A 15,216-nucleotide genomic window follows, 5' to 3' on the forward strand; every position below is an offset into this window, starting at 1 on the left:
TTTTGGTGTAACATGCCAATCGCGATGTCTTAATTATTAATTTTTATGCTTTGGTTATTTCTCGCTCTTGTCTTGATAACCTAAAATTTTAAGTAAATCTTCACTTTTTTGTTGTTCGCTAAATAATTCGGTCGAGATGTTTCCATCTGCATCCTTATTAATTAAAATATGTTTTGGTGAAGGTATTAAACAGTGTTGCAATCCTCCAAATCCTCCAATAGTTTCTTGGTAAGCTCCAGTATTAAAGAAGCCAAGATATAAAGGTTTTTCTTTATTGTATTTTGGTAAATAGATAGCGTTCATATGCTGTTCGCTGTTGTAATAATCGTCGCTATCACAAGTTAAACCACCCAACAACACACGCTCGTAACTTTCATGCCATCTATTAATTGGTAACATTATAAACCGCTTATTAATAGCCCAAGTATCTGGTAGGGTTGTAATAAAAGACGAATTAATCATGTTCCACTTCTCACGATCGTTTTGTTGCTTTTGGTAAAGTACTTCATAAATAGCACCACCACTTTCACCTACGGTAAAACTACCAAATTCGGTAAAAATATTTGGAACAGGAACTTCTTCTTGCTCACAAAATGATTTGATTTGATTGATAATTTCATCAACCATATACTCATAATCAAAATCGAATGCCAAAGAGTTTTTAATAGGAAATCCTCCGCCAATATTTAAACTATCTAAAGACGGGCAAATTTGTTTTAAACTGGTATAAACTTTTAAACATTTAGAAAGCTCATTCCAATAGTATGCATTATCTCTAATCCCTGTATTGATAAAAAAGTGAAGCATCTTAAGTTTCACTTTCTTATTATCTTTAATCTGTCTGTTGTAAAAGGGTACTATGTTTTTGTAGCCAATTCCAAGACGTGAAGTATAAAATTCAAATTTTGGTTCTTCTTCAGAAGCTATTCGAATTCCAATATTGTATTTGCCTTTAATTTCTTCGGAAAGCAACTCTATTTCTTCGTAATTATCAATAATTGGAATACAATTTTTATGTCCATTATTTATTAGTCTAGCAATATTTGTAACATATTGTGCACGTTTAAAACCATTACTAATTACATATGTTTTGTCTGTGATTTTCCCTTCGGCTTTTAAGTTTTCAACAATATCAATATCGAAAGCAGAAGAGGTTTCAATATGAATATCGTTACTTAAAGCTTCGTTTAAAACATGCTTAAAATGCGAGCTTTTTGTACAATAACAATAATGGTATTTGCCTTTATATTTATGATTTTTTATAGCCTTTGCAAACCATTCTTTTGCTCGACCAATATTATTAGAAATCTGTGGTAAATAAGTGAATTTTAACGGTGTTCCGTATTCTTCTACTAAACCCATTAAATCTATATCATGAAATTGAAGATGTTTATCTTCTAACTTAAATTCTTCCTGAGGGAAATAAAAAGTTTGATTGATTAAATCAATATATTTTGTATTCATTTTGTGTTTTTAAAATTGTAATTATTCAAATTAATGGAAACTAAACCCTTAAAGGTAAACAATAATGAATACAAATCAAACTTGAATTTGGCTTTGAGTTGTAGGCATAAAGCCATAGATATGCTGACTAGCACATATGGATAAGATGGAAGATAGCTTTAAAATTCGGTTGCTTAATCTGTAAGCTGCTTTTGAGGATGACTTCCTAATTCTCAAAAGCCCGAACATAGAAACACAGTTCAATTTGTTCAGCTAAATATGCTGCAAAAGAAATACTTTTTTTTATAAAATTATTCTTTTTTCAAAAAATTTTTGGGTTTTTATTTTTTGTAAAAAACCTTTAAAAATCGGACGCTAAACAACTGGTTGAAACATAATTACAACATCAATATAAAAATTCGTAATTTAGAGCTTTAGCAAAAGAGTTTGTTTGCTTTCAAAAGTTTAAATAGTTGAAAACAAACATGAATTTATAATTTTAAAACATTAAAAATGTCAGAACAAGTTCAATTAGTACCAAACAATTCCCTTATTACAAAAACACCTGAAGAAGGCAGACAATTAGCTGTAAAAATGGCAAGACTTATTATTAAAGTAACTCAGCCAGATGCTAAAGTAAGAGAGAGATTACGTCCTGTTTATGCCGAAGACGCTGCTATGTTGCTAGCTGTAGGCCAAACCGTAGCAACCGAATTTGCTACTATTGCAGCCGCCAATAATTATTGGAAATAATTTAAAAAATGCATAAAAAAAATCAACTAATTAGAATTCAATAACTTCTAATTAGTTGATTTTTATAATTAAGAGGGAAAAGGAACTACAACATTTTCAGAGTGTTTAATTCTTGCTCTGTGAGGTGTTTCCAATGTCCTCTAGGAATATCTTTTTTGGTGAGATGCCCAATAGCTACGCAGTCTACACTAATAATATCGTACTTTAACTCGTCGAAAATAGTTCTTAGAATGGTGTTTCCTGTATTTTTAATTTTTAGACCTATCTCTTTTTTAGATGCTCCTTCAATGTAACTAATCTCTTCAACAGCAATTAATTTTCCATCTACTTTAAAACCTTCTCTAATTTTTTTAAGATCGTCAATCTTCAAATTTTTATCTAATTCAATATGAAATAAACGCGGTACGCCATGTTTAGAATTAGTAAATTTTGCTGCCACATTGTCGTCGTTAGTAAACAATAGAAGTCCTTTAGAATTTCTACCTAAACGGCCTATTGGTTTTATTCTTGAATCTGTTGCATTGGCAACTAAATCCATAACCGTTCTTCCCTTACCTTCTGCCGTAGTTGTTGCAAAACCTTTAGGTTTATTAAGTAATACGTATGCTTTCTTTTCCGGGGTTATTCTTCTACCGTCGTAACGAACGTCGTCTTCCAACTTCACTTTATAACCCATTTCGGTTACAATCTTCCCGTTAACAGATACTAAACCAATAGCAATATGCTCATCTGCTTCTCTACGAGAACAAATACCAGAATTAGCGATATATTTATTTAAACGAATTTCGTTTGAATTGGATTTCTTTGGCGCTGACTTTTTATTCTCCTGAGCTTTTGAAGAAGAAAACGCTTGTTTTTTTAAAGGCGAATTTCCTCTGGCATAACTTTTCTGTTTATCCGAACCGGCTCCACGACTTGATTGGCTAGCTCCTCCTTTTTCCTGTCCTCTTCCAGAAGACTTTCTCTTACTACTGCTACCTTGATGTCTACTCATATTCTTTTCCCATAAAAACGGGAATATTTTTTTAATTAAAACTTTCTAAATGTTGGCACAAAGATACAGAAAGACCTTTTGCTTTCAAGCATCTAAGCCATAAATATTAAATTCTATTAAGTACTAAGTCTATATTTATTAGCATGATACTGAAAACACCAGCTACAATAATAAACTTTAAAATGTTGTGTAATAATAAATAGTGAGTCTTAGTTTTCGATGCCCAAAGCAGAATAATAAACAGAAGTAATAAGAAAGCACTCAAATAAAAGAAATATACCATTTGTCCCACATGAAAGTGAAACAATAAATAATAAGTTGGAATAGTAGTTAATAAAGCTAGGATAGTTAGCATGACTTTTGAAACATTTTCGCCATAAACAATAGGAATGGTTTGATAATTTAAAACCAAATCTCCTTTTATATTTTCTAAATCTTTGGTCAATTCTCGCATAGAAATAATTAGAAACAGAAAGGCTGCATGGACAAAAATTACATGTTCAAAGTTTTTATAATATATAAAAATGGCAAAAAATGGTGTAATGGTTAAGATTGCCGAAGTTAAATTTCCAATAAATGGTAGTTTTTTTAATTTATGCGAATAAAACCAAATAGCGAAAATATATAACGAAAAGAAGACAACAGCTCGAAACGAAACATAACTAGCCATAATTACAGCCATAAAGTTAAGCACAAAATACAGAGACAATTTGGTATTCTGACTAACCAATCTATCTAATTGAGACTTTTGTGGCCGATTGATTAAGTCCTTTTCCGAATCGTAGAAATTATTAATAATATAACCACCTGCAATAGTAGCAGCAGATGCCAGCACCAACATTAAAAGGTTTACATCTAAAACAACTTCCCGTAAGGATAAATCGTGAGCAAGAATATAAATAGCTGTTAAATACTGAGCAAAAACAACAATAAGAATATTATATCCTCTAACTACAGAAAACATGCTGAAAAACTTAAGTAGAATGTGTTTCTGTCTTCTGGTAAACATTTGTCTAAAGTAAAATAAGATTCTCTGACATTGGTAAGAATAGTATTGGTTACCTAAAAATTATAAACCACTTCTAAGTTATAATCTTTAAGAGATTGTTTTGCTTTGTCAATATCCTCCGTAAAACCAAGAATATATCCGCCACCTCCAGAACCGCAAAGTTTTAGGTAGTATTCATTTGTTTCGATACCTTTTTTCCATAGTTCATGAAACTGCTGAGGAATCATAGGCTTAAAGTGACTTAACACCACTTTTGACAATTTTTTAGTATTCCCAAATAAGGATTTAATATCGCCTTTAAGAAAATCGTCTACACAAGCATCTGTATGTTTAATAAACTGATTTTTAAGCATGTTTCTAAAGCCTTCTTGCTTCATGTTTTCCATAAAAATACTCACCATTGGAGCGGTTTCTCCTGTAATACCACTATCAATTAAAAAAACCGCATTTTTACCTTCGGTATTTTGAGAAGGAATTCCTGTAGCTTCAATATTATCTTTAGAATTAATAAGAATTGGAATACTTAAATAACTATTTAAAGGATCTAATCCTGAAGATTTTCCATGGAAAAAAGACTCCATAGCAGAGAAAATTGCTTTTAATTTTAATAGTTTTTCTCTAGTTAAATTCTCTAGAACTGTTATTTTATCGAAGGCATATTGATCGTAAATAGCAGCTACTAATGCGCCACTACTTCCAACTCCGTATCCTTGAGGTATTGAAGAATCAAAATACATTCCAGCATCGACATCTTGCTGAAGTTTTTCAAAGTCGAAGCTAACTAAAGAGGCATCCACATTTTTAAGAAAAGCCACGAAACGACGCAAACCTTCGTTAGATTTTATAGCGACTTCAGAAGTGCCATCTCCCATTTTTAATGCACCATTATAAAAATTATAAGGTATTGATAAACCTTTGGAATCTTTGATGATTCCATATTCTCCGAAGAGTAATATTTTTGAGTAAAAAAGGGGTCCTTTCATAAAATAGTATTCAGTCTCAGCGTACAATAATTAACAACTGTTATTCAAATATACGTAATAAAATTATAATTGGTTTGCACCAAATCCAATTTGATCGCAAATATATTGTTCGTTTTGACAATATGCAACTAATTCATTCTTAATGAAGTCTAAGATAACATTAGCTTCTTTTTTAGGATAAAGCACATGCACATTTGCGCCAGCATCCAAGGTAAATCCAATATGCAAACCTGTTCTTTCTCTAAAACTCCAGATTTTATTGATAATTTCAAGTGTATTAGGTTTCATTAAAATAAAATACGGCATACTTGTCATCATCATGGCATGCAAGGTCAGAGCTTCACTTTCCATCAAAGCTATAAACTTGTTTAAATCTCCAGATTCAAGAATGGGTTTTAGTTTTTCAAGATTTTCATGCGCTTGCTTAAAACGGTTTTCTGCATAGGGATGCGCATGCATTAAATTATGCCCAACGGTACTGCTAACTTGTTTTTCGCCTTTATCAACTAGTAGAATAGTATCTTGATAGTCTTTAAAATTCTCATGAACCTGATATGGATATTTTGTTCCATATAAATCGCTACTTCCCGATATAGCATCCGTTTGCCCCCAAACTATTATATCGCCTTCAAGACTTCTACAAGCAGAACCAGAACCTAAACGTGCTAAAAAAGATGCTTTTTGATTAAAATAATTGGTTGTCATTTTTGGTTTTAATTGCTTTTCCATGCTCATGAAGCATAAAGCCAAAGCACTCATTCCCGAAGCAGAAGATGCAATTCCAGAACTATGAGGAAAGGTGTTTGAGGTTTCAATTTTAAAGTGATAATTCTTCAGAAAAGGTAAATAAACATGGATTCGTTTTAAAAAGGTTTCGATTTTTGGTTTAAAATCGTCTTTCTTTTCACCATCTAGATATACTTCAAATGAAAAATCAGTATCTGACTCTTTTGTTCTATATGATAATTCGGTAATGGTTTTACAGTTATTCAAAGTAAAACTAATAGATGGGTTTGCCGGAATTTGGTTTTCCTTTTTTCCCCAGTATTTTACTAAAGCAATATTACTTGGCGATTCCCAAGTAACTTTTCCAGTTTCAAGTGTTTTTGAATATGCGCTAGGTATAAAATCTGTCTCTGTCATTTACTGTTTTTATTCTAAAAAAAAAGACTGTCTGAGGACAGGTTTTTTATTTGTTTACTTATGAGATGCAAAAATAAGGAATATCTAAGGTTCTTTTTCACTTTTCAAAGACATTGCTATTAACTTTAGCATCGTATTATAATTTCTAGCGGTTGCAAATGTATTGAGTTTACCTTCAAAATAATTTACATTGAATTTAGCCTTTCCATAACCTTTCCCACTAAAAAAATAAATACAATTCTTTATGATTTTATATTCTTCGTCCTCATAAACTTTCTTAGAAGCAACTTTAATTAAGTCTGGACTTGGTGTGTTGTGCAGCATGACAAAATAACTTGACTTCTTTTTTTCTTCCGAAAATGGACAGGTATCAAAAATACATTCCAAATCCTGTCTTGTTTTTGCTAAAACAGATACTTCATATCCAAATTTTTTAAAAATGGTAGTCTTGACAATTTCTTCTATATCTAATAGACTCTTTTCTGAAGACTGTAAAACAATATTTCCACTTTGTATATACGTTTCTACATTTTTAAAACCTGTATTAGATAGTAATTCACGCAAATCTGCCATGAGGATTTTTTTATGTCCCCCAACGTTAATTCCTTTTAGAAAAATGATGTAATTATTCAATTAAAAGTCTTGATTTTGGTTTAGGATTCTATAAACTATAATGTTATTGTTTTCCTTAACTCTATAGTGGATCGTATAATTAAAATGTTCAAATTTGATAAACCTTACAGCCTTGTATCGCTCTTGAAAAGCTCTGGGCATAGAAATTATTAACCTTAATTGATTAACCAGATCATCTAAAAACTCCTCTTCTCTGTTAATTAATTTAAAATAACATTGAGCACGATACAACTCTAGTTTCGCCTCTTCCGAAAATTCATAATTTTCTTCCATACTCTTTAAGAACTTGATCGAATGAATATGTTTTCAACAATCCTTTTTCATCTCGCTCAATCATATCATCAATCATTGCTTTATACGCTTCAGACGGTTCACTATAGCGCATAGCAGTGTTTTCCAAAGTATATTCTAGATAGTTTTTTAACGAACGCTTTTGAAGTTTTGCTTGCTTTTCGAGGATTTCGATGGCTTTATTATCTAATTCGATTAACTTTTTTGTCTTTCCCATAATACATAAATCATATATAGTAAATATATATAAAATATATTAATTACATATAGACTTAGCCACAATAAAAGCACCTGTCCAGGCGTTCTGAAAATTAAAACCTCCAGTAACAGCGTCTATATTGAGGACTTCTCCTGCTAAATAAAGATTTTTATGACGTTTACTTTCAAAGGTTTTAAAATTGATTTCTTTTAAATCGACACCTCCAGCTGTAACAAATTCTTCTTTAAAAGTACTTTTTCCATCTACCTGAAAAACAGCTTGTGTTAATTGTGACGCTAAGTTTTCTAATTGCTGTTTGTTTAAATCGGCCCAACGTGTGTTCTTATCCATTTTAGAAGCTAAAACTAACTTATGCCATAAGCGCTTGGGCAGTTCAAACTGAGTGGATTTAAAAACAGTTTTCTTAGCTAGATCCTGTTTTAATTCTTTTAACCTTTCCATACAATCTTCTAAAGATTGCCTGATAAAATTAATTTCAATTTCAAATTTATATTGCTGTTTTGCCAATTCAATGGCTCCAAAAGCTGATAGTTTTAAAATAGCTGGAGCGCTCATTCCTACGTGGGTAATAAGCAAAGGACCTTCACTCCATAAATCTGTTCCTAACACTTTAACCTCAACATTTAAAGCTACCACTCCGGGAATATCTTTAATCCGTTCGTCTTTTATATCGAAAGTAAAAAGTGAAGGAACCGGTTGAATGATGCTGTGTCCCAAATTTTCAAGTAGTTTCCATATTTTTGGATTGCTTCCGGTAGCTATAACCAGTTTTTCAGCAGAAAAAGTCCCTTGTGATGTTTCTAAATTCCAAAGTGAGTCTTTTTTGCTTACGGTTTTTAAAGCATGATTATACAAAACCTCAACTTTGAATTTCTCTGCTTCAGTTAAAAAACAATCTATAATTGTTTGAGACGAATTAGACTCTGGAAACATTCTACCATCTTCTTCAATTTTTAAAAGAACACCTCGTTTTTCAAACCATTCAATGGTATCTCCTGTCATAAATTGATGAAAAGGACCTAACAATTCCTTGTCACCTCGTGGGTAATTTAAAACTAACTCTTGTGGAATAAATTCGGCGTGTGTTACATTGCAGCGTCCGCCTCCAGAAATCTTCACCTTTTGTAAACCTTCTTTTCCACGTTCTAGAATGGCAACACTTAACTTCGGGTTTTGTTCAGCAATATTAATTGCTGCAAAAAATCCAGCTGCACCTCCTCCAATTATAATGACATCTTTTTTAATCATAATCTATCTGGAACATCCGATATTATACCATCTACTCCATAACTCTTCATACGTTTTATAGTTTTTTCGTCGTTAACAGTCCAGGTAAACACTTTAAAACCTTCGGTTTGTGCACGATGGACATTTTCTTTTGTAAGTAAAGCAAAATTAGGGTGAATAGCTACGGCCCTGATGGTTTCTGCAAACTCTAAAGCTTCAGTAACACTGGCTTTAGTTAATACCCCTAAAGGAATATTCTTGTCTATTTTATAAATTTCTTCAAGCTCTAAATGCTGAAAACTAGACACAAGAAAATCGCTGTATTTCCAGTCTTTTTCTTTAATATATTCATGAATGACTTCCGAAGTTTTTAACGCCGTATATCTTCCTTTTAATTCAATATTTAAAAAGCATTTTTTATCAATTAAATCGAGTACTTCTTCTAAAGTTGGAATTGAAAATTGGTTATTTATTTTTAAAAGTTTTAATTCTGAAAGCGATTGTTTCCCAACTTCACCTGCTCCATTAGTCATTCTATCTAAAGTGAAATCATGAAAAACAACTAACTCGCCCGATGCACATATATGCACGTCTATTTCAATACCATCCACCTCAAAATCCAAAGCTTTTTGAATGGCTTCCAGCGTGTTTTCTGCTATATATCCTTTAGCACCACGATGACCTATTTTTAAACAAGAATCTGCCATTTTACTTGATTATTGGACGCATTAAACCTTCTTGCGTAACAGAAGCTACGAGCTTTCCATCTCTTGTGAAAATGTTTCCTCTGGCAAATCCTCTAGCATTACTTGTACTTGGAGATTCTAAAGAAAATAGCATCCAATCGTCTAAATCGAAATCGCGAAAATACCACATGGAATGATCTAAACTGGCCGTTTGTAAATTCCCCCAATGCGCTTTGCTAGCGTGAGGTTGTATGGCAACAGACAAAATATTATAATCTGAAATATAGGTTAAAAGTTTTTGTTTAGTAGGCAAATCTAATTGAGATGTATCTCCTTTCAACTTAAACCAGATATCTGTATATGGAGGTAAATCTTTTTTATCGAATGGATTTGGTATTGCAGTTGGCTTAAATTCTACCGGTCTCGGAATTTCTAAAAAAGTCTTGGTTTTTTGTGGCAACATGCTTCCATATTGTTCAAGTATATCACTCCAGCTAGCTAAATTTTCAGGTTGAATAATATCTGGGTTCATCTTAATTTGATGTTCGTATCCTTTCTCATCTTTATGAAATGAAGCCGACAAAATAAAAATAACTGTATCTTTCTGGCTAGCCGTAACTCGTCTTACAGAAAAACTACCGCCATCTCTCATGGTGCTGACTTGATAATTTATTGGCAATTCCAAATTCCCAGCTTCTAAAAAATACGCATGCATGGAATTCAAAATTCTATTGTTAGTTATCGTTCTATAGGCTGCATTTATTGCTTGAGCCAATACTTGTCCTCCAAAAACATTGGGACTCCCAACCGTTTCACTACTGCCTTGAAATTGATTTTCAGAACGTTGTTCTAAAATTAAAATATCTAATAGATCGTTTACAGATGTCATAAAAATAGATTTGTATGCTTTATTTTATCAAAACTATTAAATTCATTTTTGGGTTGGTCTCATTTTTATAATTAGTTTTGAATATTATCTCATTTTTTTTTAGTTTCATGATTCGTAAAACGATTTTCATTTTGTTTTCTATCCTTCTCCTATCTTCCTGCAATAAAGGTCGTTTGAATAGAATAGGAAGCTTTCCTTTATCTTTAAAAGAATCATCGGCTGCTGAAAAAGTAGTAGGATCTCCACTAATTTGGACCCTTGAAGATTCTAGAAACCCAACCGTTCTTTATGGTGTAAATGAAAATGGGAATATTATTAGAGAAATTAAAGTTATTAATGCCACTAATAATGATTGGGAAGACTTAACGAGCGACACCTCTGGCAATATTTATATTGGGGATTTTGGAAATAACAGAAAAGATAGAGATTCTTTTATTATTTATAAAATATCAAATCTTAAAAATATAAAACAACATGCTATTGCGGAGTTGATATCATTTAAACTTCCGCCAGAAACAAAAACTCTGAATTTTGAAGCTTTTTTTATTTACAAAAAGCACTTCTATCTTATAAATAAGAAAAACAAAAAAACCATGCTTTTTAAGGTTCCAAATCGTATTGGAAACCATACTGCTGAATATGTTTGCAGTTTTGATCTTGACAGTGAAAAACAAAAAATCACATCGGCAGATATTAGTAATGACGGCAAAACTATTGTTTTACTAAACAGTAATATGCTTTGGAAAATAACCGATTTTAATACAGATGATTTTTGTAACGCTACTATAGAAAACATCGCATTTAATCATTTTTCACAAAAAGAAGGGGTTTGTTTTAAAGACAACAATACGATATATATTACTGACGAGCGCGTTTCGTTTATTGGAGGCAATATTTACACTTTAAAAATTGGTGATTAATTTAACAACTCAGTTTCAATAATAATTTCACCTTGAAGTGATTTATGCACAGGACATTTAGATGCTATTTCTTTAAGTCTTTGTTTTTGAGTCTCATCTAAATTTCCAATAAATTTCAATCTCTTTTGAAGATGGTCTATTCGCATTGGTTTTTCAACATCAAGCATTAAATCATCACTATGCTTTTTTGAATAGGTTATATATGCAAAAACCTCCTGTAAATCCCATTTCTTGCGTTCTGCATAAAGTTTTAAAGTCATTACTGTGCAAGCAGCAAGTCCTGCACTTAAAAAATCATAAGGCGATGGTCCAAAATCATCCCCGCCAACACTTTCAGGTTCATCTGCAAGAAAATGATGTTTTTTGGTTTGAATTGAGGTAGTAAAGTTATCTTCTTTCAAATTTAAATGTGCTACTAACTGTTCTCCTTCGGTAGACAACATATCATTATCTTTGGCATTAAAATAGCGATCTCCCCAAGAACCAACCATATGCCCCACATACATACTATCCTGTTTATTTGAAAGCAGATGATCTGCCTGATCAAGACTTATAAAGCTTTTTGGATGGTGTGCATCGAGATACAGTTTCTGTGCATTTTCAATACCAACAATATTATCAAAAGGTGCGTGCATAATCAATAGTGGCTTGCGTAAATTTTTGGTAATTTCTGGTAAATTTGTTTTACTAAAATCTTCAACAAACTCTTGATTGATTTTAAACGGTCTTCCCCCAATATTAATTTCTACTTCTCCTTTTTCTCTAACCTCATCGATACCATGGGAAAACAAATGTGTGACATGATCTATTGTAGCTGGTGCTCCAACAGTTGCAACTGCTTTCACATTATCGAGTTTCGAGGCAGCAACAATAACAGCTGCGCCACCTAAAGAATGTCCAACTAGTAAACCTGGTGCTTCGTAATTTTCTTTAAGAAAATCGCTTACTGCTAACAAATCACCAACATTTGCAGAAAAGTGGCTTTCAGAAAATTTACCTTCACTCTTTCCTAATCCTGTAAAATCAAAACGTACAACACCAAATCCATGATTAGTAAGAGATCTACTAATGTTTTTTACAGCATTAAAATTACTGTTACAAGTAAAACAATGTGCGAAAATGGCATAATTATTGGGTTTTTGATTAGCAGGCAATTCCAAATATGCTTGCAATTGATGACCTTTTTTGTTCTGAATATTGAGTTTTATTGTATGCATCTTTTCTGTGATATATTATTGTATTATACAGCTTTCAACTTGTCTGCATGTAATTTACGAAGTTTTGCCAATTTTGGGGTAATTACAAAAGTACAATAGCCTTGTTCTTTATTATTTCTGTAGTAGTCTTGATGTTCATTTTCAGCTTCATAAAAAATGTTTAGCTTACTTAATTCAGTTACTATTTCATTTTCAAAATACGGAGCTAATTCCTTAAAAACAGTTTCAGCTACTTCTTTTTGGTCTTGATTATGATAGTAAATTACAGATCTATATTGAGTTCCTCTATCTTCTCCTTGACGATTTAAAGTTGTGGGATCGTGGGTTGTCATAAAAATGATTAAAATATCTTTATATGAAATAACTCCAGCATCAAAAGTTACTTGAATAACTTCGGCATGACCTGTTAAACCAGAACAAACCTCTCTATATGTTGGTTTTCCGGGAGCATTTCCACCGGAATATCCAGAAACTACTTTTTCAACTCCTTTCACTTCTTGGAATACGGCTTCTGTACACCAAAAGCAACCTCCACCAAACGTGGCAATGTCAATATTTTTATTAGTCATTTATCTTCCTTTCTAATAGTATAGACTCAGAATTTACACAATATCTCAGTCCACTTGGTTCCGGACCATCTGGAAAAACATGTCCTAAATGCGCATCGCAGGTGTTACACATAATCTCTACGCGAACCATACCAAATGTAGAGTCTTTTTCATATTTAATGGCATTTGGTTTAATTGGTTGTGTAAAACTTGGCCATCCAGAACTCGATTCAAATTTTATAGTAGAATCAAATAAAGGTGTATGACAACAGAGACAGTTATACTTTCCAGCTTCATGTGCTGAACAAAGGGCTCCACTATGTGGTGCCTCGGTTCCTTTTTGTCTTGTAATTCTATACTGCTCTGGACTTAGCTGAGCTTGCCATTCGGCATCAGATTTCTCCACACGTTTGTCTGGTGTTGGATTTCCTTTTACCGAAAAATTAATAATATCTTTCCAAGTTAACATAATAGCTTTCCTTTTGTTTTTAATTCGTAGTAAAATACTTTTCATTTTTTTTAGTCGGCAAATTTGCTTTCTTCTTACAATATAATAGTATTGAAAACAAAAAAAGCTTCAACATGAATGTTGAAGCTTTTACTTATTTCGTGCGGGCGGGGAGACTCGAACTCCCACACCTCGCGGCACCAGATCCTAAGTCTGGCGTGTCTACCAATTCCACCACGCCCGCGATAAGGAGTGCAAATATAAAAATTAGTTTTAATATACAAACGTATCTAACCATAAAAGTTCTACTTGTTTTTGTATTTTTGATGAAATTCAAAAAAAATTTAAAATGAATAACATATCCACCTACATTGGCGAGCATAAAGAGCGTTTTTTAAACGAGCTTCTAGATTTGCTTAAAATCCCATCTATTAGCGCAGACTCTGCATACAAAAAAGATGTTTTACATACAGCCGACGTTGTAAAAACTAGATTAGAAGAAGCTGGCTGTGACCATGTTGAAATCTGTGAAACAGCTGGTTATCCAATTGTTTATGGCGAAAAAATAATAGACAAAAATTTACCAACCGTTTTAGTTTATGGCCATTATGATGTACAACCACCAGATCCATTAAACTTGTGGAACTCTCCTCCTTTTGAACCAGTGATTAAAAAAACAGAGCTGCATCCTGAAGGTGCTATTTTTGCTCGTGGTGCCTGCGATGATAAAGGACAGATGTACATGCATGTAAAGGCCATGGAGTTTATGACCAAAACAAACCAATTGCCATGTAATGTGAAATTTATGATTGAAGGTGAAGAGGAAGTAGGAAGTTCTAACTTGGCCATTTTTGTTAAAAACAATCAAGAGAAATTAAAAAACGACGTGATTTTAATTTCAGATACTGGTATGATTGCTAAAGATGTACCTTCTATTACTACAGGTCTTAGAGGTTTGAGCTATGTAGAGGTTGAGGTTACTGGTCCAAATAGAGATTTACACTCTGGTTTATATGGAGGAGCTGTTGCTAATCCAATAAATGTTTTAACAAAAATGATTGCTTCCCTGCATGATGAAAACAATCATATTACGATTCCTGGTTTTTATGATAAAGTAGAAGAACTTTCAAAAGAAGAGCGCGCTGAAATGGCTAAAGCACCATTTTCCTTAGAAGCTTATAAAAAATCTTTAGATATAGATGCTGTTTATGGCGAGGCAGGATATACAACCAACGAAAGAAATTCCATTCGTCCAACTTTAGATGTTAATGGAATTTGGGGTGGTTATACTGGTGAAGGTGCAAAAACAGTAATTGCTAGTCAAGCTTTTGCAAAAATATCGATGCGATTAGTACCACATCAAGACTGGGAAGAAATTACTCAATTGTTCAAAAAGCATTTTGAAAGTATAGCTCCAGAAGGTGTTAAAGTTGAAGTAAAACCTCATCATGGAGGTCAAGGTTACGTGACTCCAATTGATAGTATTGGCTATCAAGCAGCAAGTAAAGCCTATTTTGATACTTTTGGCAAAACACCAATTCCACAACGTAGTGGAGGAAGTATTCCAATTGTTTCGTTATTTGAACAGGAATTAAAAAGTAAAACCATTCTTATGGGGTTCGGTTTAGATAGCGATGCCATTCACTCACCTAATGAGCATTTTGGATTGTTCAACTATTATAGAGGCATCGAAACTATTCCTTTATTTTATAAATATTTTACTGAGTTAAGTAAGTAATATTTCTTTCGAAGTAAAAAAATAAAACCCATTCATTTTTATAAAACGAATGGGTTTTTTAATTATTTAAAAAC

At 32.5% G+C, this 15,216-nt stretch carries 17 protein-coding genes and 1 tRNA gene; 3 read left to right on the plus strand and 15 right to left on the minus strand.

The genetic code is table 11. The features are described 5' to 3' along the window. Window positions 1-54: 54 nt before the first annotated feature. On the minus strand, window positions 55-1,464 hold the full coding sequence (locus OS191_RS08740; RefSeq protein WP_267155313.1) for a type III PLP-dependent enzyme domain-containing protein: 1,410 nt from the start codon (window positions 1,462-1,464) through the stop codon (window positions 55-57). Window positions 1,465-1,956: 492 nt separating this feature from the next. On the opposite strand from OS191_RS08740, the gene OS191_RS08745 reads away from it, so the two are divergent. Continuing rightward, on the plus strand, window positions 1,957-2,196 hold the full coding sequence (locus OS191_RS08745; protein WP_267147340.1) for a hexameric tyrosine-coordinated heme protein: 240 nt from the start codon (window positions 1,957-1,959) through the stop codon (window positions 2,194-2,196). An 85-nt stretch (window positions 2,197-2,281) separates the two neighbouring features. On the opposite strand, the gene OS191_RS08750 is transcribed toward OS191_RS08745, so the two are convergent. From OS191_RS08750 to OS191_RS08790, 10 genes are all read right to left on the minus strand, one after another. Beyond that, entirely contained in the window at window positions 2,282-3,190 is a 909-nt protein-coding gene (locus tag OS191_RS08750; RefSeq protein ID WP_267155314.1) for a pseudouridine synthase, read from the minus strand. Between the two features lie 106 nt (window positions 3,191-3,296). Continuing rightward, window positions 3,297-4,199 carry a geranylgeranylglycerol-phosphate geranylgeranyltransferase gene (locus OS191_RS08755; RefSeq protein ID WP_267155315.1) on the minus strand — a complete coding sequence of 301 codons (903 nt, stop codon included), beginning with the start codon at window positions 4,197-4,199 and terminating at the stop codon, window positions 3,297-3,299. 53 nt (window positions 4,200-4,252) lie between these two features. Beyond that, a complete protein-coding gene (locus OS191_RS08760; protein ID WP_267147343.1) occupies window positions 4,253-5,182 on the minus strand; it encodes a mevalonate kinase family protein in 930 nt (309 codons plus the stop codon). 63 nt (window positions 5,183-5,245) lie between these two features. Further along, window positions 5,246-6,325, minus strand: coding sequence for a diphosphomevalonate decarboxylase (locus OS191_RS08765; RefSeq protein WP_267155316.1), 1,080 nt, complete (start codon window positions 6,323-6,325; stop codon window positions 5,246-5,248). Between the two features lie 84 nt (window positions 6,326-6,409). After that, on the minus strand, window positions 6,410-6,958 hold the full coding sequence (locus tag OS191_RS08770) for a DUF1697 domain-containing protein (protein WP_267155317.1): 549 nt from the start codon (window positions 6,956-6,958) through the stop codon (window positions 6,410-6,412). Continuing rightward, window positions 6,959-7,231: a type II toxin-antitoxin system RelE/ParE family toxin gene (locus tag OS191_RS15575; protein ID WP_416236419.1), complete on the minus strand. Its 273-nt coding sequence runs from the start codon at window positions 7,229-7,231 to the stop codon at window positions 6,959-6,961. Next, the gene (locus tag OS191_RS08775; protein ID WP_267147346.1) at window positions 7,215-7,466 is read right to left on the minus strand and encodes a hypothetical protein; all 252 of its coding nucleotides are present in this window, start codon (window positions 7,464-7,466) and stop codon (window positions 7,215-7,217) included. The genes OS191_RS15575 and OS191_RS08775 overlap by 17 nt, the downstream gene beginning before the upstream one ends. 39 nt (window positions 7,467-7,505) lie before the next feature. Next, window positions 7,506-8,717 carry a BaiN/RdsA family NAD(P)/FAD-dependent oxidoreductase gene (locus OS191_RS08780; protein ID WP_267155318.1) on the minus strand — a complete coding sequence of 404 codons (1,212 nt, stop codon included), beginning with the start codon at window positions 8,715-8,717 and terminating at the stop codon, window positions 7,506-7,508. Continuing rightward, the gene (locus OS191_RS08785) at window positions 8,714-9,403 is read right to left on the minus strand and encodes a glycerophosphodiester phosphodiesterase (protein ID WP_267155319.1); all 690 of its coding nucleotides are present in this window, start codon (window positions 9,401-9,403) and stop codon (window positions 8,714-8,716) included. Before OS191_RS08785 ends, OS191_RS08780 begins: the two co-directional genes overlap by 4 nt. Window position 9,404: 1 nt before the next feature. Further along, window positions 9,405-10,271 carry an acyl-CoA thioesterase gene (locus tag OS191_RS08790; RefSeq protein WP_267155320.1) on the minus strand — a complete coding sequence of 289 codons (867 nt, stop codon included), beginning with the start codon at window positions 10,269-10,271 and terminating at the stop codon, window positions 9,405-9,407. A 173-nt stretch (window positions 10,272-10,444) separates the two neighbouring features. Here OS191_RS08790 and OS191_RS08795 point away from each other — a divergent pair, with 173 nt between their 5' ends. Next, window positions 10,445-11,191 carry an SdiA-regulated domain-containing protein gene (locus OS191_RS08795; protein WP_267155321.1) on the plus strand — a complete coding sequence of 249 codons (747 nt, stop codon included), beginning with the start codon at window positions 10,445-10,447 and terminating at the stop codon, window positions 11,189-11,191. Here OS191_RS08795 and OS191_RS08800 read toward each other — a convergent pair. From OS191_RS08800 to OS191_RS08815, 4 genes are all read right to left on the minus strand, one after another. After that, entirely contained in the window at window positions 11,188-12,408 is a 1,221-nt protein-coding gene (locus OS191_RS08800) for a bifunctional alpha/beta hydrolase/OsmC family protein (RefSeq protein WP_267155322.1), read from the minus strand. The two genes, OS191_RS08795 and OS191_RS08800, sit on opposite strands and share 4 nt — an antisense overlap. Window positions 12,409-12,431: 23 nt before the next feature. Next, window positions 12,432-12,977 (minus strand): peptide-methionine (S)-S-oxide reductase MsrA, encoded by a 546-nt coding sequence (msrA, locus tag OS191_RS08805; RefSeq protein WP_267155323.1) that lies wholly within the window; start codon window positions 12,975-12,977, stop codon window positions 12,432-12,434. Then, the gene (gene msrB, locus OS191_RS08810) at window positions 12,970-13,425 is read right to left on the minus strand and encodes a peptide-methionine (R)-S-oxide reductase MsrB (RefSeq protein WP_267155782.1); all 456 of its coding nucleotides are present in this window, start codon (window positions 13,423-13,425) and stop codon (window positions 12,970-12,972) included. The genes msrA and msrB overlap by 8 nt, the downstream gene beginning before the upstream one ends. A gap of 141 nt (window positions 13,426-13,566) precedes the next feature. Further along, a tRNA-Leu gene (locus tag OS191_RS08815) sits at window positions 13,567-13,648 on the minus strand. 105 nt (window positions 13,649-13,753) lie between these two features. On the opposite strand from OS191_RS08815, the gene OS191_RS08820 reads away from it, so the two are divergent. Then, complete coding sequence (locus tag OS191_RS08820; RefSeq protein WP_267155324.1) at window positions 13,754-15,142, plus strand: dipeptidase; 1,389 nt, start codon at window positions 13,754-13,756, stop codon at window positions 15,140-15,142. Window positions 15,143-15,216 lie beyond the last annotated feature (74 nt).

Origin of the sequence: Xanthomarina sp. F2636L (assembly GCF_026410195.1) — a bacterium.
Lineage (GTDB): Bacteria > Bacteroidota > Bacteroidia > Flavobacteriales > Flavobacteriaceae > Xanthomarina.

What these genes read in the sequence shown, in the direction of transcription:
- OS191_RS08780 (WP_267155318.1), bottom strand. Translation starts at nt 8,717, where the DNA reads ATGATTAAAAAAGATGTCATTATAATTGGAGGAGGTGCAGCTGGATTT.
- msrB (WP_267155782.1), bottom strand. Translation starts at nt 13,425, where the DNA reads ATGTTAACTTGGAAAGATATTATTAATTTTTCGGTAAAAGGAAATCCA.
- OS191_RS08800 (WP_267155322.1), bottom strand. Translation starts at nt 12,408, where the DNA reads ATGCATACAATAAAACTCAATATTCAGAACAAAAAAGGTCATCAATTG.
- OS191_RS08745 (WP_267147340.1), top strand. Translation starts at nt 1,957, where the DNA reads ATGTCAGAACAAGTTCAATTAGTACCAAACAATTCCCTTATTACAAAA.
- OS191_RS08785 (WP_267155319.1), bottom strand. Translation starts at nt 9,403, where the DNA reads ATGGCAGATTCTTGTTTAAAAATAGGTCATCGTGGTGCTAAAGGATAT.
- OS191_RS08750 (WP_267155314.1), bottom strand. Translation starts at nt 3,190, where the DNA reads ATGAGTAGACATCAAGGTAGCAGTAGTAAGAGAAAGTCTTCTGGAAGA.
- OS191_RS08755 (WP_267155315.1), bottom strand. Translation starts at nt 4,199, where the DNA reads ATGTTTACCAGAAGACAGAAACACATTCTACTTAAGTTTTTCAGCATG.
- OS191_RS08765 (WP_267155316.1), bottom strand. Translation starts at nt 6,325, where the DNA reads ATGACAGAGACAGATTTTATACCTAGCGCATATTCAAAAACACTTGAA.
- msrA (WP_267155323.1), bottom strand. Translation starts at nt 12,977, where the DNA reads ATGACTAATAAAAATATTGACATTGCCACGTTTGGTGGAGGTTGCTTT.
- OS191_RS08820 (WP_267155324.1), top strand. Translation starts at nt 13,754, where the DNA reads ATGAATAACATATCCACCTACATTGGCGAGCATAAAGAGCGTTTTTTA.
- OS191_RS08790 (WP_267155320.1), bottom strand. Translation starts at nt 10,271, where the DNA reads ATGACATCTGTAAACGATCTATTAGATATTTTAATTTTAGAACAACGT.
- OS191_RS08775 (WP_267147346.1), bottom strand. Translation starts at nt 7,466, where the DNA reads ATGGGAAAGACAAAAAAGTTAATCGAATTAGATAATAAAGCCATCGAA.
- OS191_RS08760 (WP_267147343.1), bottom strand. Translation starts at nt 5,182, where the DNA reads ATGAAAGGACCCCTTTTTTACTCAAAAATATTACTCTTCGGAGAATAT.
- OS191_RS08740 (WP_267155313.1), bottom strand. Translation starts at nt 1,464, where the DNA reads ATGAATACAAAATATATTGATTTAATCAATCAAACTTTTTATTTCCCT.
- OS191_RS15575 (WP_416236419.1), bottom strand. Translation starts at nt 7,231, where the DNA reads ATGGAAGAAAATTATGAATTTTCGGAAGAGGCGAAACTAGAGTTGTAT.